General features: G+C 39.9%; 20 protein-coding genes. 18 read left to right on the forward strand and 2 right to left on the reverse strand.

Going from position 1 to position 24,823, the window contains the following annotated elements; all coding sequences use genetic code 11:
- The first annotated feature begins 63 nt into the window (after positions 1–63).
- From ACPC58_RS03075 to ACPC58_RS03085, 3 genes are read left to right on the forward strand one after another with little or no spacing between them, the layout of a single operon-like run.
- Positions 64–3,117 (forward strand): DEAD/DEAH box helicase family protein, encoded by a 3,054-nt coding sequence (locus ACPC58_RS03075; RefSeq protein ID WP_434065201.1) that lies wholly within the window; start codon positions 64–66, stop codon positions 3,115–3,117.
- A 4-nt stretch (positions 3,118–3,121) separates the two neighbouring features.
- Positions 3,122–4,738, forward strand: a complete 1,617-nt coding sequence (locus ACPC58_RS03080; RefSeq protein ID WP_434065202.1) for an N-6 DNA methylase — start codon at positions 3,122–3,124, stop codon at positions 4,736–4,738.
- Positions 4,731–5,939 carry a restriction endonuclease subunit S gene (locus tag ACPC58_RS03085; protein ID WP_434065203.1) on the forward strand — a complete coding sequence of 403 codons (1,209 nt, stop codon included), beginning with the start codon at positions 4,731–4,733 and terminating at the stop codon, positions 5,937–5,939. Before ACPC58_RS03080 ends, ACPC58_RS03085 begins: the two co-directional genes overlap by 8 nt.
- 233 nt (positions 5,940–6,172) lie before the next feature.
- Here ACPC58_RS03085 and ACPC58_RS03090 read toward each other — a convergent pair whose 3' ends face one another.
- The gene (locus ACPC58_RS03090) at positions 6,173–6,949 is read right to left on the reverse strand and encodes a DUF6261 family protein (protein WP_434065204.1); all 777 of its coding nucleotides are present in this window, start codon (positions 6,947–6,949) and stop codon (positions 6,173–6,175) included.
- Positions 6,950–7,281: 332 nt separating this feature from the next.
- Between ACPC58_RS03090 and ACPC58_RS03095 the strand changes: the two genes are divergently transcribed.
- The 13 genes from ACPC58_RS03095 to ACPC58_RS03155 all read left to right on the forward strand — a co-directional run bounded on the left by ACPC58_RS03095 (position 7,282) and on the right by ACPC58_RS03155 (position 20,890).
- Positions 7,282–7,899, forward strand: a complete 618-nt coding sequence (locus ACPC58_RS03095; protein ID WP_174846206.1) for a DUF5052 family protein — start codon at positions 7,282–7,284, stop codon at positions 7,897–7,899.
- A complete protein-coding gene (locus tag ACPC58_RS03100; RefSeq protein ID WP_434065205.1) occupies positions 7,900–8,397 on the forward strand; it encodes an N-acetyltransferase family protein in 498 nt (165 codons plus the stop codon).
- Between the two features lies 1 nt (position 8,398).
- Complete coding sequence (locus ACPC58_RS03105) at positions 8,399–9,046, forward strand: DNA alkylation repair protein (RefSeq protein ID WP_434065206.1); 648 nt, start codon at positions 8,399–8,401, stop codon at positions 9,044–9,046.
- 14 nt (positions 9,047–9,060) lie between these two features.
- Complete coding sequence (locus tag ACPC58_RS03110; protein WP_434065234.1) at positions 9,061–9,303, forward strand: DUF1905 domain-containing protein; 243 nt, start codon at positions 9,061–9,063, stop codon at positions 9,301–9,303.
- A 336-nt stretch (positions 9,304–9,639) separates the two neighbouring features.
- Positions 9,640–10,716 (forward strand): aspartate-semialdehyde dehydrogenase, encoded by a 1,077-nt coding sequence (locus ACPC58_RS03115; RefSeq protein ID WP_274504813.1) that lies wholly within the window; start codon positions 9,640–9,642, stop codon positions 10,714–10,716.
- 70 nt (positions 10,717–10,786) lie between these two features.
- Positions 10,787–11,722, forward strand: coding sequence for a 4-hydroxy-tetrahydrodipicolinate synthase (dapA, locus tag ACPC58_RS03120; protein WP_130554620.1), 936 nt, complete (start codon positions 10,787–10,789; stop codon positions 11,720–11,722).
- A gap of 313 nt (positions 11,723–12,035) precedes the next feature.
- Positions 12,036–13,385, forward strand: coding sequence for an FAD-dependent oxidoreductase (locus tag ACPC58_RS03125; protein WP_434065207.1), 1,350 nt, complete (start codon positions 12,036–12,038; stop codon positions 13,383–13,385).
- Complete coding sequence (locus ACPC58_RS03130; RefSeq protein WP_434065208.1) at positions 13,375–14,841, forward strand: helix-turn-helix domain-containing protein; 1,467 nt, start codon at positions 13,375–13,377, stop codon at positions 14,839–14,841. Before ACPC58_RS03125 ends, ACPC58_RS03130 begins: the two co-directional genes overlap by 11 nt.
- Before the next feature lie 211 nt (positions 14,842–15,052).
- Complete coding sequence (gene glpK, locus ACPC58_RS03135; RefSeq protein WP_434065209.1) at positions 15,053–16,567, forward strand: glycerol kinase GlpK; 1,515 nt, start codon at positions 15,053–15,055, stop codon at positions 16,565–16,567.
- A 75-nt stretch (positions 16,568–16,642) separates the two neighbouring features.
- Positions 16,643–18,472, forward strand: coding sequence for a type 1 glycerol-3-phosphate oxidase (gene glpO / locus ACPC58_RS03140; protein ID WP_434065210.1), 1,830 nt, complete (start codon positions 16,643–16,645; stop codon positions 18,470–18,472).
- A 13-nt stretch (positions 18,473–18,485) separates the two neighbouring features.
- The gene (locus ACPC58_RS03145) at positions 18,486–19,193 is read left to right on the forward strand and encodes an MIP/aquaporin family protein (protein WP_434065235.1); all 708 of its coding nucleotides are present in this window, start codon (positions 18,486–18,488) and stop codon (positions 19,191–19,193) included.
- A gap of 131 nt (positions 19,194–19,324) precedes the next feature.
- Positions 19,325–20,275, forward strand: a complete 951-nt coding sequence (locus ACPC58_RS03150) for a VOC family protein (protein ID WP_434065211.1) — start codon at positions 19,325–19,327, stop codon at positions 20,273–20,275.
- Positions 20,276–20,287: 12 nt separating this feature from the next.
- Positions 20,288–20,890: an alpha/beta hydrolase gene (locus tag ACPC58_RS03155; protein WP_434065212.1), complete on the forward strand. Its 603-nt coding sequence runs from the start codon at positions 20,288–20,290 to the stop codon at positions 20,888–20,890.
- Positions 20,891–20,917: 27 nt separating this feature from the next.
- On the opposite strand, the gene pepF is transcribed toward ACPC58_RS03155, so the two are convergent.
- Positions 20,918–22,708 (reverse strand): oligoendopeptidase F, encoded by a 1,791-nt coding sequence (gene pepF / locus ACPC58_RS03160; RefSeq protein WP_434065213.1) that lies wholly within the window; start codon positions 22,706–22,708, stop codon positions 20,918–20,920.
- 127 nt (positions 22,709–22,835) lie between these two features.
- Here pepF and ACPC58_RS03165 point away from each other — a divergent pair, with 127 nt between their 5' ends.
- A complete protein-coding gene (locus ACPC58_RS03165; protein ID WP_024397113.1) occupies positions 22,836–23,174 on the forward strand; it encodes an ATP cone domain-containing protein in 339 nt (112 codons plus the stop codon).
- Between the two features lie 173 nt (positions 23,175–23,347).
- The gene (nox, locus tag ACPC58_RS03170; RefSeq protein WP_434065214.1) at positions 23,348–24,715 is read left to right on the forward strand and encodes a H2O-forming NADH oxidase; all 1,368 of its coding nucleotides are present in this window, start codon (positions 23,348–23,350) and stop codon (positions 24,713–24,715) included.
- Positions 24,716–24,823: the final 108 nt, after the last annotated feature.

Raw genomic sequence — 24,823 nt, forward strand, 5'->3', positions numbered from 1 at the left:
TTTGTCGGAAAGCACTTGCAAATATGGTATAATGAAAGGTAAGAATATGCAAGGAGATCCTGTATGAGAAAGAGGGAACACAATGAGTTTACGAGGGTACAGTTACCGGCTGCTTTACATCTTACGCGGCTAGGTTATACCTATCTTTCATCTTCCAGCAGGGAGTTAAAAGAGCGGGATATTACTACAAATATTCTAGTTGCTATTTTTAAGCAACAGTTTCTAAAGTTTAATAATTATGTAAGTGAAACTGACTTTGAACGGGAATTTGAGAATATCCGCTTGGAATTGGAACAAGATGATATTGGACGAAGTTTTTTCAATCGGATTCATGCAGACTCTGGCTACACCTATATCAATTGGGATAATATAGAGGAGAATACCTTTCATATAGCCTTAGAAGTCACCTGTCAAAATGGTGAGGAAGAGTTCCGGCCTGATATCACCGTTTTTATCAACGGCCTCCCTCTCAGTTATATCGAAGTCAAGCAACCAGATGCTATTCGTGATGGAAAAACAGGAATTAACTCTGAAAAAGAACGTACAAAGCTTCGCTTTGAAAATAAAAAATTCAGACGCTTTAATAATATCACTCAACTCATCGCTATTTCAGACAATCTGCCCTACGATGATAGTCAAGGTCAGCAGTTCCAAGGGTCATTTTACTGTACTAATGCCTATTCTGGTACCAAGTTCAACTCTTTCAAGGAAGAGCAGGAGAGACAAGTACAGTCTAGCCTGTCTAGCTTAACAGAAGAGATGATTGATTTGGTTCTCACGGATGTCAATCGCTTTGCATTAAAGTCACAGGCAGAGTTTCGAACCAACTTAGACTCAGCTAGCCCATGTAACTCATTCCTGACCTCGCTGTATCAGAAAGAACGACTCTTTTTCATGCTTCGTTATGGTTTAGTCTATGTAGAAGAACGGGATAAAAAGGGGCAAGTTCAACTCCAAAAGCATGCTATGCGCTATCCGCAATACTTTGCGACAAAGGCGATTGAGCGAGGATTAGAAGACGGGATGAAGAAAGGAGTTATCTGGCATACGCAAGGTTCTGGTAAAACCGCTCTAGCATTTTTCAATATCCGATACTTACGAGACTTTTATGCTAAAAGAGGTGTTGTCCCGCAATTTTACTTTGTGGTAGACCGATTGGATTTGGCTGATCAAGCCTATAAGGAATTTACCAAACGTGGCCTGAAGGTAAAACGCATTAACAAGCCGAGTGAGTTGAATCAGATTCAAGACCAATTCGATATCTCGGTTGTCAACATCCAAAAATTCAAAGAATCCTCTGATCTAACAGACCATTCAGGCTATGACTTGAATCGGCAGAATATCTACTTCATTGATGAGGCTCACCGTTCTTACAATGAAAAAGGTTCCTATCTACCAAATCTATATAATGCTGATAAAGAAGCTGTTAAGATTGCACTGACAGGAACGCCTTTGATTGCGACAAAGGCTGACGGAAAAACCAAGGAAACAGCTGTAACGACTCGTGATATTTTTGGGGATTATATCCATAAATACTACTACAATCAATCCATTGCTGACGGTTTTACCCTGCGACTGATACGAGAAGATATCGAAACCTCCTATAAAGAAACCTTACAAGTGGTGCATGAGGAGATTCAAAAGGGGACGCTGGATAAGAAATCCATATTTGCTCACCCACGTTATGTCTCACCAATGCTAGACTTTATTCTTGATGATTTTACAAGAGCACGAGAGATCATATTTGGCGACCAGTCCATCGGTGGAATGGTGGTCTGTGATTCTTCAGAACAAGCACGAGAATTGCACAAACAGTTAGAAGAACGCAGAAAAGCAGGGCTTACATCGTTTACTTCAACCTTGATTTTACATGATGCAGGGGATAAGGAATACAAGAAAGAAGAAGTGGATAAATTCAAGGACGGTCTGACAGATTTTGTCATCGTCTACTCCATGCTCTTGACTGGTTTTGATGCACCAAGGCTGAAACGGCTCTATCTTGGACGGAAAATCAAGGCCCATAATCTCTTGCAGACTTTGACCCGTGTCAACCGTCCGTACAAGGATTATGCATTTGGCTATATCATTGATTTTGCGGACATTTCCAAGGAATTTGACAAGACCAATAAAGCCTATCTGGAAGAACTCAATCGGGAATACCAGGCAGCTTTGACAGAAGAAGACGGAGATAATCCTTTTGGAACTATTTTTGTGTCCCCAGAAGAAGTCCAGGAACAGCTAGCGAGCTCTAACCGAGTCCTAATGAACTATCCGACAGATAACTTAGAATTTTTCGGAAGAGCCATCGATGAAGTCAAGGATAGGAAAGAGTTAATCGCCCTCCGAAAATCTCTTGAAACCATTCGTCAATACTACAACATGGCACGTTTGCATGGCTACCACGATATTGTCAAACAGGTCAATATGGGAGAAATTGCTATCCTTTTAAATATGCTGTCCCGCCGCCTCTTGACTTTGAGCTTGTTAGAAAAACCAGATAGTTTTTCTAGTCAGCAACTATTGAATCTAGCCATGTCTGAGACTAGCTTTAGTTTTACCAAGATAAAGGAAGAGGAACTACGACTGGCAGCCAATGATTTGGACGATATCCGCCGCCGTGTGGCCAATGGTATCAATTTGCGGAGGGATGAAAAAGATCCAGAATGGGTAAGTCTTTATGAAGAGTTTCAACGCATCCTAAACAAGCACATGACACAGGAAGTAGAAGGATATAGTCTCTCAACCATTAACGAAACCAAACAAGCCTATCAAAGTTTATTCGATTCAGTAGAAGACTATAAAACAAGAATGAATCGCTTGGCCATGAACTTTGGTGGAGATACCATGTCTGCCCGTGCCTTTAAGCACATTACCCAATCAACAGTTGTCAGTGACTTCCCAGCTATTTACCAGGTTCTAAAAGGTGCCAAACCTATGATTGATTATCAAATCGGGCTTAATCAAGGCATTCTGGAAAACGAAGCCTATTTGGTAGCGCAGATCAGGCAACTGGCCCGTAAAGAAATGATGAAAACAGAAGTAGGGAAGCAACTCAAACGAGTCGATTATGATAAGTTGATTCGTTCCCTAATGGAAGTCTATGAAGGAGAATATTAAGTAAATGGAAGAACATTATATCGTACAGGTGCAGAGTCAAGTCCAAGGCTTGGTGGATGACCTAAAAGCAGTCTTTACCCATGCAGGACTTGCAGGAGAGGCAGCGGAGTATAAGCTTCTGACCCAGTCCTTCCTTTACAAATTTTTGAATGATAAGTTTTTGTACGAAGCCCTGAACATTGACGAATCCTATGATTACCAAGGTCTTTTGAACTTGTCTGAAGAAGATTATGACTGGTTTTTAGATGATATTGGAACCAAAACTGCTCATCTAAAACCTGAACAATTGATTGAAAGCCTACACCGTCAACAGAACCAAGCAGATTTTGCTGAGATTTTTGAACAGACTCTCAATCAGATTGCCATTGACAACAATGCTATTTTCTCTGTCCATACGGATGGTGGAACAGATATTCGCCTCTTCGATCAACGTTTGATTACGGATACGATTTCAGATACCAGCAAGCGAAATGAAGTGGCAGCTTCTATTATCAATCTCTTGGCGCGTGTTAAATTTGACCAGCAGATTTTTTCACAGGGTTTTGACTTTTTCTCCACCTTGTTTGAGTACATGATTAAGGACTATAACAAAGACGGTGGTGGAAAGTATGCGGAATACTACACTCCCCACTCCGTTGCTAAAATCATCGCGGCCATTTTGGTGGGAAATGACCAGCCAAGTAACGTAAAAATCTATGATCCTTCTGCTGGTTCGGGGACTCTCTTGATGAACCTGGCCATTCAGATTGGTACCGACCGTACCAGCGTTTACAGTCAGGACATTTCTCAAAAATCCTCCAATCTCTTGCGTCTCAACTTGATTCTCAATGGCTTGCAGCATTCCATTCACAATATCGTACAGGGAAATACCATTCTCAACAATCGTCATGTGGAGAAGATGGACTATATCGTGTCCAATCCTCCCTTCAAGTTAGACTTCTCAGAATGGCGGGATCAGGTAGAAAGCCTGCCAAATAGCAGTGAGCGATTTTTTGCCGGTGTGCCAAAGATTCCCAACAAGAAAAAAGAGAGTATGGCCATCTACCAACTCTTTATCCAGCATATCATCTATAGTCTTAAGGAAGACGGACAGGCTGCTATTGTCTTGCCGACGGGCTTTATCACCGCCCAGTCAGGTATTGACAAGAAAATCCGTCAGCACCTGGTCGATGAGAAGATGCTAGCAGGGGTTGTGTCCATGCCGTCCAATATCTTTGCGACGACCGGTACCAACGTCTCCATCCTCTTTATCGATAAGAAAAATAAGGGTGATGTCGTCCTCATCGATGCCTCAAACCTTGGAACCAAGGTCAAGGAAGGCAAGAACCAAAAGACTGTGCTGTCTCCTGAGGAAGAGCAGAAGATTGTCGAGACCTTTATCAAGAAAGAAGCCGTCGAGGACTTTTCTGTCACCGTCTCTTATGAGGATATCAAGGAGAAAAACTACTCTCTCAGCGCAGGCCAATACTTTGACATCAAGATCGACTATGTAGATATCTCAGCAGAAGAGTTTGAAGAAAAAATGCAAGGTTACCAAGACCGCCTAGCCAAACTCTTTGCCCAATCGCATGAATTGGAAAAGGAAATAGCGGAGCAGCTGAGGAGGGTGAGGTATGAGTGAGGTTGGTCTAAAACTGAAAAAATTAGGTGAGTTAGTTGAAATTCATAATAATAAAAGAATTCCGCTATCTTCTAAAGAGAGAGCGAATCTATCAAAAATTTACCCATATTATGGAGCACAAGGCATAGTCGATTATGTTGATAACTATATTTTTGACGGAAAGAATATTCTTATTGCTGAAGATGGTGAGAATCTTAAGTCTAACAATAAATCAATCTGTACTTTGGCAACAGGAAAATATTGGGTAAATAATCATGCACATATTGTGCGAGCCAATAATGAGAATGATACTGATTATTTATTTTATAAATTGAACTCTATTAGTTTTTTACCATACATTACAGGCAGTGCCCAACCGAAACTAAATAAAGAAAACTTACTAAACATTCCTGTATATGTCCATGAAAAAGCTGAGCAAAAAAATATTTCAAAGCTCTTAAGTAAAATCGACCAAAAAATTGCTCTGAACAACCAAATTAACGAAGAGTTGGAGGCTATGGCTAAGACCCTCTATGACTACTGGTTTGTGCAGTTTGATTTTCCAGACCAGAATGGCAAACCCTACAAATCATCGGGCGGAAAGATGGTCTATCACCCAGAACTCAAACGAGAAATCCCAGAAGGGTGGGGAGTGGATTCGTTATGGAATATTGCTACTTTTTATAATGGTTTAGCTATGCAAAAATTTCGACCAGCTTCTGAAACTGATGAAAGTCTTCCAGTAATAAAAATCAGAGAAATGTTTTCTGGTTTTTCAAAAGATACAGAAAAAGCAAGCACAGCTATACCTAAAGAAGCTATTATTGAAGCTGGTGATATTTTATTCTCATGGTCAGCAACTTTAGAAGTTATACTTTGGGGAGGGGAGAAAGGGGCTCTAAATCAACATATTTTTAAAGTCACCTCAGAAAAATATCCAAAATCTTTTATTTATAATGAGTTAAGAAGTTACTTGAAAGTGTTCAAAACCATTGCTGAACTTAGAAAAACAACTATGGGTCATATTACTCAAGATCATCTGAAACAAGCTATGATAATTGTTCCTCCAAATGATTTAATAGATGAGATTCATAATCGCATATCCCCTATATTGAAGCAACAATTGGATTTGAAACAACAAAACCAAGAACTGACCCAACTTCGTGATTGGCTCTTGCCCATGCTGATGAATGGACAAGTGAAGGTGGAGGATAAAACATAGAAATTGTAAGAAAATGGTTATTTATAATTAGTACAGGGGATGTAAAAAATTTACCAATCTCCCACGAAGATGATGAGTCAGATATTCTTAAGATTTCAATTCCTGTTTCATTTCTCTGGATTGTAATGTCAATAATAGGCATTATTAAATTCTGGTAGTTGTTAGACTCTTTAAAGTGTCGATATTGTATTATTGTTAAATCCCCCTAATCATTTCGACTAGGGGGATATTTTCTATGTTGTCTCCAATTCTTTTCCTTGTGGCAAAACAGTTTTGATTTCATTGGTGGAAGGGTTAGATTCTACCTTATTTTTCTGTCTATTTCGCTCTGAAAAATCTTGGCGAATATCGTTTAGGATTTGTAAGATGACCTTCTCACTAGCGTTGGCATCATAACTTACCTTATTGACCAAGTGGTTATACAGAAGAGAATAATCTTTGAACATATTTTTACGGATTTTAGCACTATCAATCTTGACACGTGTACTGGTATCTTGACAACGTTGGAGATAAAGGCTATAGGATTTTTCTTGACTGTCACGCAGATTGGCGACAGCCTCCTCTAACATCAGCATAGTGACAGCTTCGGAGTAGGGTGGCTGTGCGAGTCGAGCAAGCAGGGAATCCATCAAGGCAGATGATTCTTGCATATTTGCAGTTGGAGCAGTCTTATACAATTCGACCAGCTCTTGTAACAGGCGATAAGCCTTTAACTTTTCAACTGTTCGAGCATTTTGAAAGAGTTTGAGACCACCTACAAAAGCCGAAAAATCAATATTTCGGATTTTAAGAGCTTGCTTCAGTTCCTTGGTCAAATCAGATCCTCGTTTTTGTTTGAGACTCTCTTTCATCAAAGGTAAGGAGTCTTCTAAACGTTGCGTCAGGTCAGCAACCATAGGATCATTGCATGAAGAACGATACTGTTTTAGAGTATCAACTGTGCTACTCATGAGTTGAACAAACTCAGCCTGATTCAAATGTTGGGCGTATAGTGGAATGCGGATTTTCATTTAATATACCTCGCTTTATTTTTTTATCCGGTTATCTATTTATTCGTTAAAGGAAACCAAAAATGTACAAAATTTGAAAAATAGTTATAAAAGTTTAAAAGTAGTATTCCAAACAAAATGATACGTTTTAAACTTTTAAAAGTTACCACAGACTTATTTTTACAATTTTTAAAAAGTTTTTTGATGTAAATCAGATTTCGGTAGCTTTTTTCAATTTGAAAAAGGGCAATACTGTTTATGGTTGCCTGATTATTTATAAAAGACAGTTAGATTTTTTATATCAGCTAAACTTTTTCATGTTACAATAAGGTATCACACTTTGGAGGTGTTATATGAAATGGAATAAAAAGATTTTATTGTCTGTTGTGTTGCTCGTTAGCTTGGTTTCCTTATCAGCCTGTCAATCGATTACGAACTGGTGGAAGAACACCAAGGAAGAATGGATTGGTCTAGAAATGACCGTTCGAACTTTTGATGAAAATTCTCAATTAATTGATGAAATGTCTGGGAAGTCCTTGTCTATTTCTCGCAACCAAGAGTTTGACTCTGTGGATGCTGAAGGCTACTCGAATTCTGATTCTTCGGTATTAAAAGTGACGCTCGGTAATTATGAAATCGACCATGTAGGCTCTTCTTTAATTGCTGCAGAAGAGGGATTGGAAGACCTATATGCTAAATACCAAACTACGGTAGATATTGCGAATTATGACCGTTCGATTCCCTTGGTGAATCGCATGGTTTCAAGTTTGAAAAATGATTTTACCGGAAAGGCAAAGGTGGTACTTATTCGGTCACAAAATGGTACCCCTTTGGCAACGTATGTTGGAGATAAAGTTTCGCTATATGCTTCAGATGCACCAAAGACTTCTGAGCTTTTAGTTGATGGCAAACGGTTGATTATCTATCGTTGTGACTATACCATTTATGACAGGGAGCTATTGGAGAATTAAATGATAGAGATTCGGAATGCGCAGTTTGAAGATGCGGCGAATTTGGTGGCCATTTATGCCCCATATGTTGAAAAAACTGCCATTACTTTTGAAACACAAGTACCTACAGTAGAAGATTTTGAAAATAGAATTAAAAAAACTATGAAAAAATTCCCTTATCTGGTCGCAATGGAAGAAGGACAGATAGTGGGATATGCCTACGCATCGACCTATTATGCTCGTGCAGCCTATGATTGGACGGTGGAATTGTCGGTCTATGTTCAAAAAGAAGCGCGTGGAAAAGGGGTTGGAACCTTGCTATACACTGCTTTGGAGGAAGAATTGATTGCGCGTGGGTTCAAAAACTTTTTAGCCTGCATTGCCTTACCAAATCCTGCTTCCATTGCCTTGCATGAAAAGAGAGGTTATGAGCAGGTGGCTCATTTTAAAAAAGTTGGATACAAATTTGGCACTTGGCATGATATCGTCTGGCTCCAAAAGTCTCTTGTAGGTGACTAAAATGGATATTGTAGAATTGGAAAAACGATTGTTGGCCCTGGCAGAAAAAGAGCAGGCACAGCCAATGAAAGCCTATATGAAAAACAACTTTGAGTTTTTAGGTGTTCGTAGTCCAGATCGTAGAAAAGCTGCCAAACAATATTTCAAAGACTTCAAAATGCCAGAACTTGACTGGGATTTTGTAGAGGCTTGTTGGGACCAACCCTACCGTGAATTTCAATATGTCGCTATTGATTACCTCGTGGCTCATAAGAAAAACCTAGTATTAGCTGATTTACCCCGCTTGAAAAAACTTGCCCAGACGAAGTCCTGGTGGGATAGTATTGACGGATTGGACAAACTCGTTGGCAAAATTGTTTTGGACAATCCAGAGGCCAAGCAGGTGATGATTGACTGGAGTTTGGATGAGGATTTCTGGTTGAGGCGAATTGCTATTGACCATCAGCTTTTGCAAAAGGAAAAGACAGATATAGTACTATTAGAGAAGATCCTCGTCAATAATCTCAATCAGACTGAATTTTTTATCACTAAAGCGATTGGCTGGAGTTTGCGTGATTATTCGAAGACTAATCCTCATTGGGTTCGAGACTTTCTGGGAAAATACCAACATCAAATGGCAAGTTTATCGATTCGTGAAGCAAGTAAGTAATTATAGGTTGAATGATGACAAAAGTATATGAATTTCAAGCAGTTATCCATCCTGTCCCAGATAAGGGTGGAGCATATATTATTTTGCCATATGATATCCGTCAGGAATTCGGGAAGGGGAGAGTAAAAGTACATGCGACTTTTGATGGGCATCCCTATGATGGCTCTATTGTCAATATGGGAATGAAGGATGAAGTAGGCAATATTTGTTATATCCTCGGTATCCAAAAGACTATTAGCGCTGCAATCGGTAGGTAAGCAACCTCGAGATACGGTGTTCGTAACCATTCGAGAGCGTATTGAGTAATTAGACTTGCAAAATTGTCAAATTATGATAGAATAGGTTTATGCGATGAGCCGAGTAGTGACTTAGTCACATTGGACGCTAGGGAGGTCTTCATTTAATTGAAACGCAGGAGCGGACCTTGAATAGTTGTTGTGAACCTGCTATTCTCATCAGCAATGATGCCCTTACCCACCATTTATGGTGGGCTTTTTTTCATTTTTATACTTTTCATTTATATAAAATGTGGTATAATTAAGAAATAATAAATTTTTAGAAAATTTTGAAGAATTGATCTAAAGGAGATACTTATGGCATATGTAGTGGCTGTCGTTGGTGCGACAGGTGCAGTTGGTGAGCAAATGATTAAAATGTTGGAAGAATCAACTCTTCCAATCGAAAAAGTACGTTTATTAGCTTCCGCTCGTTCTGCGGGAAAAACCCTTCAATTTAAAGGAGAAGAGATTGTTATCGAAGAAACAACTGAAACTGCTTTTGAAGGTGTTGATATTGCGCTTTTCTCAGCTGGTGGTTCTACATCTGCTAAGTTCGCTCCATACGCGGTTAAGGCTGGTGCCGTTGTTGTAGATAATACTTCTTATTTTCGTCAAAATCCTGATGTTCCTTTGGTTGTTCCTGAGGTTAATGCACATGCTTTGGATGCACATAATGGAATTATCTCTTGTCCAAACTGTTCAACTATTCAAATGATGGTTGCTTTGGAACCAATTCGTCAGAAGTGGGGCTTGGAACGGATTATCGTTTCAACTTATCAAGCTGTATCAGGTGCAGGTATGGGTGCAATCCTAGAAACCCAGGCTCAACTTCGAGCTGTATTGAATGATGGGGTTGAGCCAAAAGCTGTTGAAGCAAACATCCTTCCATCTGGTGGTGATAAGAAACATTACCCAATCGGATTCAATGCACTTCCTCAGATTGACCTCTTCACTGAAAATGACTATACATACGAAGAGATGAAAATGACAAAGGAAACGAAAAAAATCATGGAAGATGATAGTATTGCCGTTTCTGCAACCTGTGTTCGTATTCCAGTTTTGTCAGCTCACTCAGAATCTGTTTACATTGAGACAAAAGAGATTGCTCCGATTGATGAAGTGAAAGCTGCAATCGCTGATTTCCCAGGTGCTGTTCTCGAAGATGATGTTGCCAACCAAATTTATCCTCAAGCAGTCAATGCTGTTGGAAGTCGTGATACCTTTGTTGGTCGCATTCGTAAGGATTTGGACAAGGAAAATGGCATCCATATGTGGGTTGTTTCAGATAACTTGCTGAAGGGTGCTGCGTGGAACTCAGTTCAAATCGCAGAAACACTTCATGAACGTGGTCTTGTTCGTCCAACAGCAGAGCTGAAATTTGAATTGAAATAAGAACTTATTAACAGAAGTACACAAAAGGCTGCGCTCAGCCTTTTTTAGCAATAATAAGAGAGGAAGTACGATGTCTATTCAAGATTTACGTGATGTAAAAATTATCACAGCGATGATTACCCCTTTCAAAGAAGATGGTTCTATCAATTTTGACGTTTTACCAGAATTAATTGAGCATTTGTTGGCACATCATACGGAAGGTATTTTATTAGCAGGTACAACAGCCGAAAGTCCGACATTGACACACGAAGAAGAATTGGAGTTGTTTGGTGCAGTTCAAAAAATTGTCAATGGCCGTGTTCCTCTAATTGCTGGTATTGGTACCAACGATACCCGTGACTCAATTGAGTTTGCCAAAGAAGTTGCAGCTTTTGGCGGTTTTGCAGCTGGTTTGGCTATTGTCCCTTATTACAATAAGCCATCTCAAGAGGGAATGTATCAGCACTTTAAGGCTATTGCTGACGCTTCTGATTTACCAATCATTATTTACAATATTCCTGGACGCGTAGTGGTGGAAATGACTCCTGAAACCATGTTGCGTTTGGCTGAACATCCTAATATTATCGGTGTCAAGGAGTGTACTAGCCTTGCCAATATGGCTTATTTGATTGAGCACAAACCAGAAGATTTCTTAGTCTACACTGGTGAAGATGGTGATGCTTTCCATGCAATGAATCTGGGAGCTGATGGGGTCATCTCTGTTGCGTCCCATACTAATGGTGATGAGATGTACGAAATGATTTCCGCTATCGCTCAGCAAGATATCAAAACGGCGGCAGCCATTCAACGGAAATTTATTCCGAAAGTCAATGCCTTATTCTCATATCCAAGCCCTGCACCGGTGAAAGCAGTATTAAATTATCTAGGATTTGAAGTTGGACCGCTTCGCCTACCACTCGTACCATGTCCTATTGAAGATGCAAAACGGATCATCAAGGTCGTTGTAGACGGCGATTATGAAGCAACAAAAGCCACCGTCACCGGAGTAGTCAGACCGGATTATTAAAACAGTCAGGGGAGTGACTGTTTTAACGCGAGCCTAAAAACAAGAAAGCGAGCACGTCCAGTGGACGTTTTTAACCCGAGCTGAGAAACTATAAATAAACAATGACTGTTTGTTTTCTGAAATTATAAGAAAGAACACAGATTTTTAAATCAGTAATTTGAAAATCCGTGTTCTTATTTTTTTCTTAGATAAACAAATATTAGAAAGCACAACATTTCTAAAAATCATTTTCCATTCTCCATTTTCCAGTTGCAAGCCTTTCCATTCTTGTTAATTTCTTGTTATAATGACAAAAAAGGATGAAGGAGCAAGTATGAAAATTGTTATTATCGGAGCTTCATTTGCTGGGTTGAGTGCAACTTTGGAGTGTAGAAAATTGTATAAAGATGCTCAGATTACATTGATTGATCGAGAAAAGGATGTTGCCTTTTTTCCAAATGCCTTAAACTGGAAATTGTCAGATCGCATGACTGAATGGGAGGAAGCAAGGATTTCTCTGTACAAGGAACTATTGCAGACTACCATTACCTGTCTCTTTGAAACTGAGTGTTTAGCCATTAATCCTGAAACGAATCGGATTAAATTAAGACAGCAAAATGTCATCAGTGAAATAAGCTATGATCGTCTGATCTTAGCTATGGGTGCCAGTCAAACGTGGGAATGGGGCCAGGAAGAACTTCAAGACTACTTGATCCGGTCTAAGACCCTTACTCAAGCGCAAAGAAGTCTAGAAAAAATAAAGCAAGCAAAAACTATTGCAGTGATTGGAGCAGGGCAGATTGGATTAGAAAGCTTGGATGCTCTGAGTCGAATGAATTTGAAGTTACATGTGTTCGAGGCGCAAGATTCCCTGTTGGCGAAGTATCTTGATGAGGAGATGGTTGAGCCCATATGTCTGGAAATGGAACAAAGAGGAATTCTAATACATTTATCCGAAACTGTGAATCAGATTGAGATAGATGAGCAGGAAAAGCAAGTTATTTGCCGGACTGTGAATGGAATGTATCGAGCTGATTTTATTCTTCCATCAACGAATTTAATACCCAATATTCAATTGGTAAAAAATCTCCTGAGAATAAACGTTGAAGGTACTGTGTGGGTAAATGAGTATCTTGAAACCAGCCAGAAAAATATTTTTGCTGTGGGAGATTTGGTTAGTTTACCAGTAGAATATTTTGGCCAAGCATATCTTCCAATGATTCATCATGCTATCCGAACTGGTAGACTAGCTGCTCAGAACTTAGTGATGCAGAGTATTCCATTGAAGAAAACCCAACGGATTGTATCGAGTCGCTTGTTTGGCTATTATGTGACTAGTATTGGGTTAACAGAAAGTGAAGCAAATTTATGGCTGAATTGTAAGTCGATTCGGATGAGGAGCCCATACAGTCAATGGGAATCAGAAATGGCTGATTTTAAATTGATTGTAGATAAAAATGGACGGATTGTAGGAGGTCAACTCGTTTCGGTTGTCGATCATATTGAACAAATGGATGCCTTGTCACTTGCTATTTCAAATGGTTTAACAGTATTTGATCTAGTCCAACAATCTTGGTTATGTCTTCCAGGTAAGACTCCCTTGGTGCCAATGATGGTAGAAGCAGCTCAGGAATATATTCGGCAAGAAAACCTAGCACATAGGGAGGTTGACTATGCAGATTGATTCCCTATTGGAAAAGCGCGAACGAGCTATTTATCAGTTGCTCCTGTTTGTGGAAAACAGAAAAGACGCTCCCTTGCTGAAAGATGTGTGTCGCCATTTAGATCTAACAAAATCAACTTTATTGCGCTATATAGATTCTTTTAATGAAGAGTCGCATGCTGCAGAATTGGGTCTTTTATTTCACCTTGAGGAAGAAAAGGTTTCTTTACAAAAAGATGCTCGACTAAGTCAGCAACGAATATTATCTTATCTTTTTCAGCCAAGTATCAAGTATCAGATCATTGTATTTTTATTAGATAAAGAAGATGTTTCTTTACAGACATTGTCTCAAGAATTACTAATTAGTGAGGCAACGCTCAATCGCCATCTCGCATCACTAAACCAATTACTGGCTGAATTCGGCATCGCCATTAAAAGCGGCCGGTTGAAAGGAAGCGAGCTTCAAATCCGGTATTTTTTACATCAAGTCCTCCTCTTGACATCTGTTAGCTCCAAATACCAAGAGGAATTTGCCAGACGCCATTTGGACGCCTTATTACCCTTATTTGAACGCTTTTATCAGTCAAAACTCAATCCTAAACAGGCCTATCGTCTTTTATTATGGTTGATGATTTCACAACAACGGTCTAAGTTACAACAGTTAGATTATAGGGCACTGTATAGCCTCATGAGACCTTATCAGGACCATAAATTTTATCGACAATTGCGGAAGATGTATCTGACAGTGGGACAACAACAATCTGCTTCCTTTCAGGAAGGGGATATCATGGCTTTATTTGCATTTTTGTTTAGTCACTTTATTTTAGAACCACATCAGTTGGAACAGGTTCTGGGCTTTGGGGGTCCAATTATGCAAGCAACGTCACTTGCTTTGCACGTTTTTCGTTCACACCTAGGAGAGTCCTTGTCGATTTCAGAAGAGGCCCTTTATCATTTGAATCAGACCATGAGTCAATTGTATTTCTTTCAATCTTCGCTTGAACTTGAAGTGGTACAAGAACTTTCATTTGAAGACGAATCAACCCAATTATTAAAAGATGTCTTTAAAACAGCTTTTCATAGAAGTTTAGATGCTGATCAGGTAATGGCTAGCTATTCTCCAAAAATCAAAGCCTTATATGTATATTTTAGTCAGATAAAGCCGATACAGGTCAAAATTGGTTTCGCATCTTCTTTACATGAGGTTTTATCCTATCCTTTATTAATGCAGTTGAGAGAAAAGCTTGAAGGCAATCGTCAGGTGCTTATAGACCCCTATCAGAATGGAGAATCTTATGATTTCATTATCACTGACTACCTTAACGAATCGTCATGTCCTATTTATTATTTAGGAAATCAATTAAAAATGTATGATGTTGTACAATTGAAATCTATTATACAAGAGCTGTACAATCAAAAGGCAAGACAATCAGAAAAAATTGCAACTCAAACACCTTTTCCAATAGAACATCGGTAACTGATTGAAAAAATATCTTTAGCAGGAACAAAATAGTTGCTTGAAAAAATTTGATATTCGTTGATTTGCTGGACTTTCTAGCTCACTTATATCAAATTTTTTTATTTTTTTAAAAAAATTGATAGGATACTTTCCCGAGAATGGGTTAGAATAGAGTTACTAAGAAAACGGAAGCGTTTTCAAAAAATATAAACAAACAGGAGGGAGACCTATGTCTACTGAAAAATACATCATGGCTATTGACCAAGGAACTACAAGTTCACGTGCCATCATCTTTAATAAAAAAGGTGAGAAAGTTGGCAGTTACCAAAAAGAGTTTACGCAAATTTTCCCTAAGCCAGGTTGGGTTGAACATAACGCCAATGAAATTTGGAATTCGGTCCAGTCAGTCATTGCAGGATCCTTTATCGAAAGTGGTGTTCGTCCTGATCAGATTGAAGGAATTGGTATTACCAACCAGCGTGAAACAACGGTGGTCTGGGATAAGGAAACAGGTCTTCCAATTTACAATGCCATTGTCTGGCAATCTCGCCAAACAGCTCATCTTGCTGACCAGCTGAAAGCGGATGGTCACGCAGATATGATTCATAAAAAAACAGGCCTTGTAGTGGATGCTTACTTCTCAGCAACCAAAGTTCGTTGGATTTTGGATCAAGTCCCTGGGGCGCAGGAACGTGCTGAAAAAGGTGAGATTTTGTTCGGAACCATTGATACTTGGTTAGTGTGGAAGTTAACAGATGGCAAACAGCATGTGACAGATTATTCAAACGCAGCTCGTACCATGCTCTTCAATATTGAAGAGTTGAAATGGGATGATGAAATTTTATCTCTTCTCAACATTCCAAAAGCCATGTTGCCAGAAGTTCGTTCAAACTCTGAAGTTTATGGAAAGACAGCTCCATTCCATTTCTATGGCGCAGAAGTGCCAATCTCTGGCATGGCAGGTGACCAACAGGCTGCCCTATTTGGACAACTGGCATTTGAGCCAGGTATGGTGAAAAATACTTACGGAACTGGTTCTTTCATCGTGATGAATACAGGTGAGGAGATGCAGTTGTCTCGTAATAATCTATTAACGACGATTGGCTATGGTATCAATGGTAAAGTATACTATGCTTTGGAAGGCTCTATCTTTATCGCTGGTTCGGCGGTTCAATGGCTCCGTGACAGCATGCGAATGGTGACAACCTCGTCTGAGTCAGAAGAGTTGGCACGCAAATCTACCAGCAATGATGAAGTCTATGTTGTTCCAGCCTTTACAGGACTTGGAGCTCCGTATTGGAATTCAGATGCGCGTGGCGCTGTTTTTGGATTGACACGTGGTACAACAAAAGAAGACTTCGTCAAAGCAACTCTTCAATCCATTGCCTATCAAGTTCGTGATGTTATTGATACCATGCAATTAGATACGGGTATTGATATTTCTGTCTTGAAGGTTGACGGTGGTGCAGCTATGAACAGCCTCCTCATGCAATTCCAAGCAGATATTTTGGGTATTGAAATCTCACGCGCTCAAAACCTTGAAACTACAGCTCTTGGAGCAGCATTCTTGGCAGGTTTAGCAGTTGGTTTCTGGAATGATTTGGATGAATTGAAAGAACTCAACGCTGTCGGCCAATCTTTCCAACCAACCATGAACGAAGCTCGTAAAGAAAAACTTTACAAGGGATGGAAAAAAGCTGTCGCAGCAACTCAACTATTTGCAGAAGTGGATGAAGAGCAATAAAGGACTTGTTAGCGAGGGGAAAGAAGGCTTTCCTCTTGCTAGACAGTCCTATTCGAAAGTTAGGAAGTGAATCGTATGGAATTTTCAAAAGAAACAAGACGCATAGCCATTGAACGAATGCAGGATCGTCAACTAGACCTCCTCATTATCGGTGGTGGTATTACGGGTGCTGGTGTGGCTTTACAAGCAGCAGCAAGTGGCATGGAAACAGCCTTGATTGAAATGCAAGACTTTGCAGAAGGAACTTCCAGTCGCTCAACAAAATTGGTGCATGGTGGATTACGTTATTTGAAACAATTTGACGTGGAAGTGGTATCCGATACCGTATCTGAACGTGCTGTAGTACAAAATATTGCCCCACATATTCCAAAGCCAGACCCAATGCTTTTACCAGTGTATGATGAGCCAGGTTCAACCTTCAGCCTCTTCCGTTTGAAAGTAGCCATGGACTTATATGACCTCTTAGCTGGTGTCAACAATACTGCAATGGCCAATAAGGTCTTGACTAAAGAAGAAGTCATTGAACGTGAACCAAACTTGAAGCAAGAAGGATTGATTGGTGGCGGTGTCTACCTCGACTTCCGCAACAATGATGCCCGCTTGGTCATTGAGAACATCAAACGTGCAGCCAAAGACGGCGCCTTGATTGCCAGCCGTGTCAAAGCTGAGAAATTTATCAAGGATGAGTCAGGTAAAGTTATCGGAATTGTTGCTCGTGATTTGCTGACAGATAGCACCTTTGAAATTCATGCTCGTTTGGTCATCAATACAACAGGACCATGGAGTGATGAAGTGCGTAATCTGGGTGGCGAGGGCTCAGGCGTTCTCCAGATGCGTCCAACCAAAGGTGTACACCTAGTTGTCGATAGCACTCGCTTGTCTGTTCCTCAGCCAACTTACTTTGATACAGGTCGCGCAGATGGTCGAATGGTCTTTGTCCTTCCACGTGAAAATAAAACCTATTTTGGTACAACAGATACAGACTACACTGGCGATTTGGCGAATCCGATGGTAACCCAAGAAGACGTTGACTATCTGCTTGATATTGTCAACAATCGCTTCCCAGAAGCAAACTTGACCTTGGATGACATTGAGAGCGGTTGGGCAGGTCTTCGTCCCCTCTTGTCTGGAAATGGAGCTTCTGACTACAACGGTGGAAACAACGGAAAACTCAGCGATGAGAGCTTCAATAGCTTGATTGAAACAGTTAAAGGTTATTTGAACAATGAAAAGAGTCGTGACGATGTGGAGCAAGATTTGACACATTTGGAAGGCAGTGTTTCTGAAAAACACCTGAATCCATCTGCTGTATCACGCGGTTCTGCACTTGATCGCGATGACAATGGTTTGCTGACTCTTGCAGGTGGTAAAATCACAGACTTCCGTAAGATGGCCGAAGGAGCAATAGAAAAGGTTGCAGACATCCTCAAAGAAGAACATGGTCGCAACTTTAAACTCATCAATTCTAAGACCTATCCAGTCTCTGGTGGTGAATTGAACCCGGCAAACGTTGCAGAAGAAATCGAACATCTTGCTCAACTAGGTGTGAAGAAAGGTCTTGTCTATGATGATGCGCTTTACTTGGCAAACTTGTACGGCTCGAATGCGCCAAAAGTCTTTGCATTAAACCATAAAGTAAAGGCCGTTTCTGGCTTGAACAAGCGTGATTTGCTTTCCCTTCACTATGCTATGAAGGAAGAGATGACCTTGACTGCAGTTGACTATCTTCTCCGTCGTACCAATTACATGCTCTTTATGCGTGATCAGTTGGATGCGGTGGCACCAGACATTTTGAAAGAGATGGCTGCTTACTATGCTTGGTCAGAAGAAGAACTAGCACAACAGGAACAATTGTTGGCAGATACACTTGTTAAGAATGATTTGACCTATTTAAAAGAAAAATAGAAAGAGGTGCATGATGGCAAATGAATTAATCGGTGAAGTGTTGGGTACCGCCTTACTTGTCTTACTAGGTAATGGTGTGGTAGCAGGAGTAGTACTAGATAAGAGTAAGGCTAAGGATGCTGGTTGGATTGTAATCACAATTGGTTGGGGTCTAGCAGTAGCCATGGCAGCTTTTGTGAGTGGCTTATTGGGACCTGCCCACCTCAATCCAGCTGTATCAATTGCAATGGCCTTTGCAGGAAATCTCCCATGGGGGTCTGTAGTCCCTTATATCCTTGCTCAATTTATCGGAGCTTTTATCGGTAGTATCCTAGTTTTCCTCATGTACAAAGATCACTACGACGCTACTGAGGACACAGGCGCTGTATTGGCAACTTTCTCTACTGGTCCTGCCATCCGCAACCTTGTTTCCAATACAATTAGCGAAGCAATTGGAACCTTTGTTTTGGTCTTGGGATTATTGGCTTTCGGTCAGTATGATTTTCCTACAGGACTTGGTACCATAATTGTTGGTGGCTTAATCCTATCTCTAGGAGTATCATTAGGAGGTCCCACAGGATATGCCCTAAACCCTGCGCGTGACCTTGGTCCTCGTATCATGCATGCCATTCTTCCGTTGAAGCACAAGGGTGATTCGGATTGGGGTTATGCTTGGGTACCAGTAGTTGGTCCGATCATCGGAGGCTTGCTAGCGGCTGCCCTATATGGTCTCATTTTTTAAGAAATATCCTTCTCTAATCAGCAATGGTTAGGGAATTTTTTTGGTATTTGGATAACAATTGTAAACAAGATAGTTTAAAATATCAATAACTAGTGATAAAATAATTGTATCATAATCTAAGAGGTATTCTTATGAACAATACAGGTATTCATCACATTTCAAGCTTGGTAGGAAATATTCATCAAGCCTATCATTTTTATCACCATATTCTAGGCTTGAAATTAACCTTAAAAACGGTGAATCAGGACGATTCTTCTATGTATCATTTGTTTTTTGGAGATGCAGAAGGTCGATTTGGAACGGAATTCACTATTTTTGATATGCCGACACTAGCTCGACAACGGGAGGGAGCAAATCGATTGGAGAGAACCGTTTTTCTAGTCAAAGATTTAACTGCCTTGGAATTTTGGCAGAAAAGATTGACAGAGTTTGAAGTGGTAAACGAAGGGATTCAGGCTTTTGGAAGCGGGCATATCTTGAATTTCCAAGATGAGGATGGTCAGTTGCTTGGTTTAACATACCATGAATCCATAGGAGAGATGCTACCTGTTGAGATCAAGGACATTCCTGCGGCTGCAGCAATTGTAGGCATAGCTGGCATAAAAATGCGGGTTCGTGAAGAGAAAGCTCTAATTGAATTACTTGAGGACCGTTTTGGTTTTGTGGAAGAAAATCGATTTGAATACCAGGGACAAGAAGTGATTTCACTAGTATTTGATAACGAGTTTCAACACCGAGTGCAGGTTATGGTCGATAAGGAATCAAAAATCAGTGTAATCGGTGTTGGTGGTATCCATCATGTGGCTTTCGGCGTTCTAGAGGAATCTGATTTAAAAGAAATGGTTGATCATTTGAATTTTCAAAATCGTCCACACTCTGGTATTATCAATCGAGATTTCATGCATTCCTTGTACTTCCGAGCACCAAATTATCTCATGTTTGAGGTTGCAACGATGAATGGTGATAAAGAAGCTCCAATGCCAAATCAATCATCCAAATTAGATGAAGTTGAATTATTTCTACCAAGTTTCTTAGAGCAAGAACGATTAGAAATTGAAAAAATACTCGATCAACGTTATTAGGAGAAAATTTGTATGGATTATCGCTTTATCAGAGGGACCAGACCCCGTCTCTTGGTCTTTTTCCACGGTACAGGTGGCGACAAGGAATCAATGCTCTTTCTCCGCCAACAGCTGGATCCAGAAGCTTTTATCCTTTCCTTGGATGGAAGTTGGGGACAAGGCAGGAAAAGGCGTTTCTTTGCCCCGCTGATTGATGGTCAGCTGGATCTTGTCGATGTTGAAATGCGCTTGTCGGCTTTTCTGGATTTTTGGCAGGACTCAGACATTCAGCCCTACCAGCAGGTTACCTTCGTTGGCTTTTCAAATGGTGCCAACTTCATCATGGTCTTGTTAACCAAACAGTCAAATCTGGCGGACAATTATATCTTGCTCCACCCTTCAGCCTTAGATTATGCTTTTCCTATGGAAAATAGCAGAGCAGAGATTTTGTTTACACTAGGGCAGAATGACCAACTCGTCGACCAAGTTTCTCTTGAAAATCTTGTAGATGATTGGCAAGCGTCAGCCTTTCCCAAAGCCAACCTAGCTCGTTTTGACAAAGGCCACTTTCTAAGTCAAGACGAATTGACCTATGTTAGAAATTGGTATCAGGAAAAAATAAACGAAAAGACCTGAACAAGTTGTTCAAGCCTTTAAGAGTTATTAGATTAAAGATTCTAATTTGTCAATCAATGAACCTACATAGGCGATGGTTTCTTTAAGAGGTTGATCTGTTGAAACGTCAACACCAGCGTGTTTAGCAAGGTCTTGGGCAGAAAGACTTGCACCGAGTGACAAGGTTTCCAACCATTTTTCAACAACTTCTTCAGGATTTTCTTCCAATTGCTTAGCCATAGCAGTACCGATGGTCAAACCAGCTGAGTAGGTATATGGATACAAACCAATGTAGTAGTGTGGTTGACGCATCCAGATAAGACCTGCATCGTCACCGATTTCAAAGTCATCACCCCAGAATTCTTTGATGATGTCTAGCTTGATTTGACAGAGAATGTCCCCATTTAGATATTCATCATTATCAAGGCGAGTGTAGACTTCACGTTGGAAGGCAGCTTCAAGCAAGTGAGTCACCATGTTGTGGAAGTAGGTGCGACTAATCAATTCACTAATTAAATAGGCTTGGAAACCAGGATCTTGATTGTTTTTCAAGAGGGTATTACATGTCAAGACCTCATTTGCAGTAGATGGAGCTTCGATGAAGTATAGTGATGGTTCATAGCTTAGCACACTTTGTTTCTTAGCCAATTGGAAATGACCAGCATGTCCTAATTCGTGAGCCAATACCAAGACCTCATTCATCAAACCTGTCCATGAAAGTAAGATGTAAGATGGTCCATCATACAAGGTAGCACAGAATCCACCTGTTGCCTTGCCTTCGTTTTGAGCAAAGTCAATCCAACGCTCATCAAATGATTGTTCAATCATTTTCACATAATCTTCACCAAGAATGCCCAAGCAGTCAATCAAGAATTGTTTGGATTCTTCAGGAGTAATGCGTTGGTTGTATTCAGATGGCAGACTGATTTTCAAGTCAGCGTGTGTGATTTTATCCAAACCATGAGCCTTAGCAACCAATTTCACATAGCGACGCATGTGAGGAGCCAATTCTTTCATGATGACATCAATCTGACGGTCGAAGAGGTCGCGAGAGACATTTTGGCTATGCAAGAGGAAGTCGATCGTATTGTCAAATCCACGCAAGCGAGCTTCGATTTGTTCGTTTTTGATATGAGACAAATAAGTCGCTGCAGTTGTATTCTTGTATTTCTTCAAGGTTGAATAGAATCCAGCAGCTGAATTGCGACGGATTTCGGTATCATGGCTGAGTTCATAATCATTTTCAAAGAGAACATAGCTGTTTCCAAGTGTTTCACCATTGGCTTCAAAACTATCAAAAGTCATATCCTCAAACTTGGTCACACCGTAATTGTTATAAGGCTGACTAAATGTTGGTGCAAAGTTTGCAAGAAGCTCTTCTTGTAAAGGATGAAGCTGGTATGGTTTTTGACGAATAATATTTTGGATGTATGATTTCCACTGAGGTTGGTCAGTAATCACACTTTCCAATACATCTTGGTCTAGTAAAGTCAGTTCTGTATGTAAGAAAGACAATTTTGGAATTGTGTAGGCAATTGTCAAGTCAAAGTCATTTGACAAACTGGCTAACTCGGTGTTCATTTTATCAACTTCAAGCGGTAGGAAAGCGTAGTGTGATAATTTACTCTCTAAAATAGCTAAGCCTTCGTATTCTTTTAGAGCTGCCACAATGGTCTCAAGTGTTGTTAATTTCCCTTTGTAACTTGCTTCAAAATTCTCAACTTGTTTTTTATAGGTTGCCAAGGCATCTTTATAGGCCTGATTATCTGGAAAAATCAGATTGGTATTCCAAGTAAGTTGAACGTCAATTTCATGACGCTTTGGCATTGCAGTAGACATTGTATTCTCCTTTATGTTGTAATATTGACATTATATCACAGAATGAAAAAAGAAACTTGACAAAACCGTGAAAAACCTAGATAATAGAAGTATGAAAGGGTTTACTGAAAACCAGAAAGGAGCTTTTATGCAAGTCATTAAACGTAGCGGAGAAATTGTTGAATTTGATCCAGAAAAAATTTATCAAGCTATTCTCAAGGCAGCCCAAACAGTTTATGTTATTGATGAAACTTGGCGCAAGAATCTTGCTCAGGTAACCAAAAAAGTTGTTCTTGACTTGGAAGAAGCTCATACAGAGCGACCTACCATTAGTATGGTTCAATCTCAGGTTGAACATCGTTTGCTTGATGCGGGTTATATCTCAATTGCAGAACATTATATTTCTTATCGTTTACAACGTGATTTGGAACGTAATGGTTATGCTGATAAGATTATTGTGCATTTGCGTTTTGAACAAGTACGTTAAGCTAAGACCTAGAGGAATCTAGGTTTTTTGCATATCAATCAATACATATTTTGGCAATAATCAATTAAATTTAAAAAATGTGATATTCTGAGCATATTCTTTGAAATCGGTAACATTCATATTGTATAATATAATTTGTAAAAAAAATATATTTTCGAAAGTGAGATTTTACTATGTCTAAAATCGTTGTTGTTGGTGCTAACCACGCTGGTACTGCCGCAATCAAAACTATGTTAACAAAATATGGTCAAGAAAATGAAATCGTTGTATTTGACCAAAACTCAAACATTTCATTCTTGGGTTGTGGAATGGCTTTATGGATTGGTGAGCAAATTGCTGGTCCTGAAGGACTTTTCTACTCAAACAAAGAAGAGTTGGAGAGTTTGGGAGCTACAGTTTATTTGGAGTCACCTGTTACAAATATTGACTATGATGCTAAAACAGTTACTGCGCTTGTAAATGGTCAAGAACATGTTGAATCATTTGACAAACTTCTTCTCGCAACTGGTTCACAACCTATCTTGCCACCAATCAAAGGCGCTGAAATTAAAGAAGGTTCTCTTGAATTTGAAGCAACTCTTGAAAACTTGCAATTTGTTAAATTGTACCAAAACTCAGCTGATGTTATCGAAAAATTGAAAAACAAAGATATCAATCGTGTAGCAGTTGTAGGTGCTGGTTATATTGGTGTTGAGCTTGCGGAAGCGTTCCAACGTAAAGGTAAAGAAGTAGTCCTTATCGATGTTGTTGATACATGTTTAGCTGGTTACTATGACCGCGACTTGTCAGACCTTATGGCTAAAAACTTGGAAGACAATGGTATCAAACTTGCTTTCGGTGAAACTGTTAAAGAAGTTGCTGGTGATGGCAAAGTTGAAAAAATTATCACAGACAAGAACGAATACGATGTTGACATGGTTATCTTGGCAGTTGGTTTCCGTCCAAACACTGCATTTGCAGGTGAAGGAATTGAGCGCTTCCGCAATGGTGCCTTCCTTGTAAACAAACGCCAAGAAACTTCAATCCCAGGCGTTTACGCTATTGGTGACTGTGCAACAATTTACGACAATGCTACTGGCGACACAGGCTACATCGCATTGGCTTCAAACGCGGTACGTACTGGTATCGTAGCAGCTCACAACATCTGTGGCACTGACCTTGAAGGTATCGGTGTACAAGGTTCTAACGGTATCTCTATCTATGGATTAAACCTTGTATCAACAGGTTTGACACTTGAAAAAGCTACTCGTCTTGGCTTTAACGCAGCAGTTACTGAAGTTACTGATAACCAAAAACCAGAATTCATTGAACATGGTAATTTCCCTGTAACTCTCAAGATTGTTTACGATAAAGATTCACGTCGTGTTCTTGGTGCACAAATGGCTGCTCGTGAAGATATTTCATTGGGTATCCACCTCTTCTCATTGGCAATCCAAGAAGGTGTAACAATCGAAAAATTGGCCTTGACAGACTTGTTCTTCTTGCCACACTTCAACAAACCTTACAACTACATCACAGTAGCTGCCTTGGGTGCTGAATAATCAATTTAAGTTGATAAATATGGCTCAGAGATGTTCTCTGGGCTTTTTTGGGCGGTGGTTCTCACGTTGTCGACTGCCTATCTAGAGTTTTTTTGGTATAATGGAGGG

The sequence above is a fragment of the Streptococcus sp. VTCC 12905 genome, from assembly GCF_049893385.1.
Taxonomy (GTDB): Bacteria; Bacillota; Bacilli; order Lactobacillales; family Streptococcaceae; genus Streptococcus; species Streptococcus suis_AA.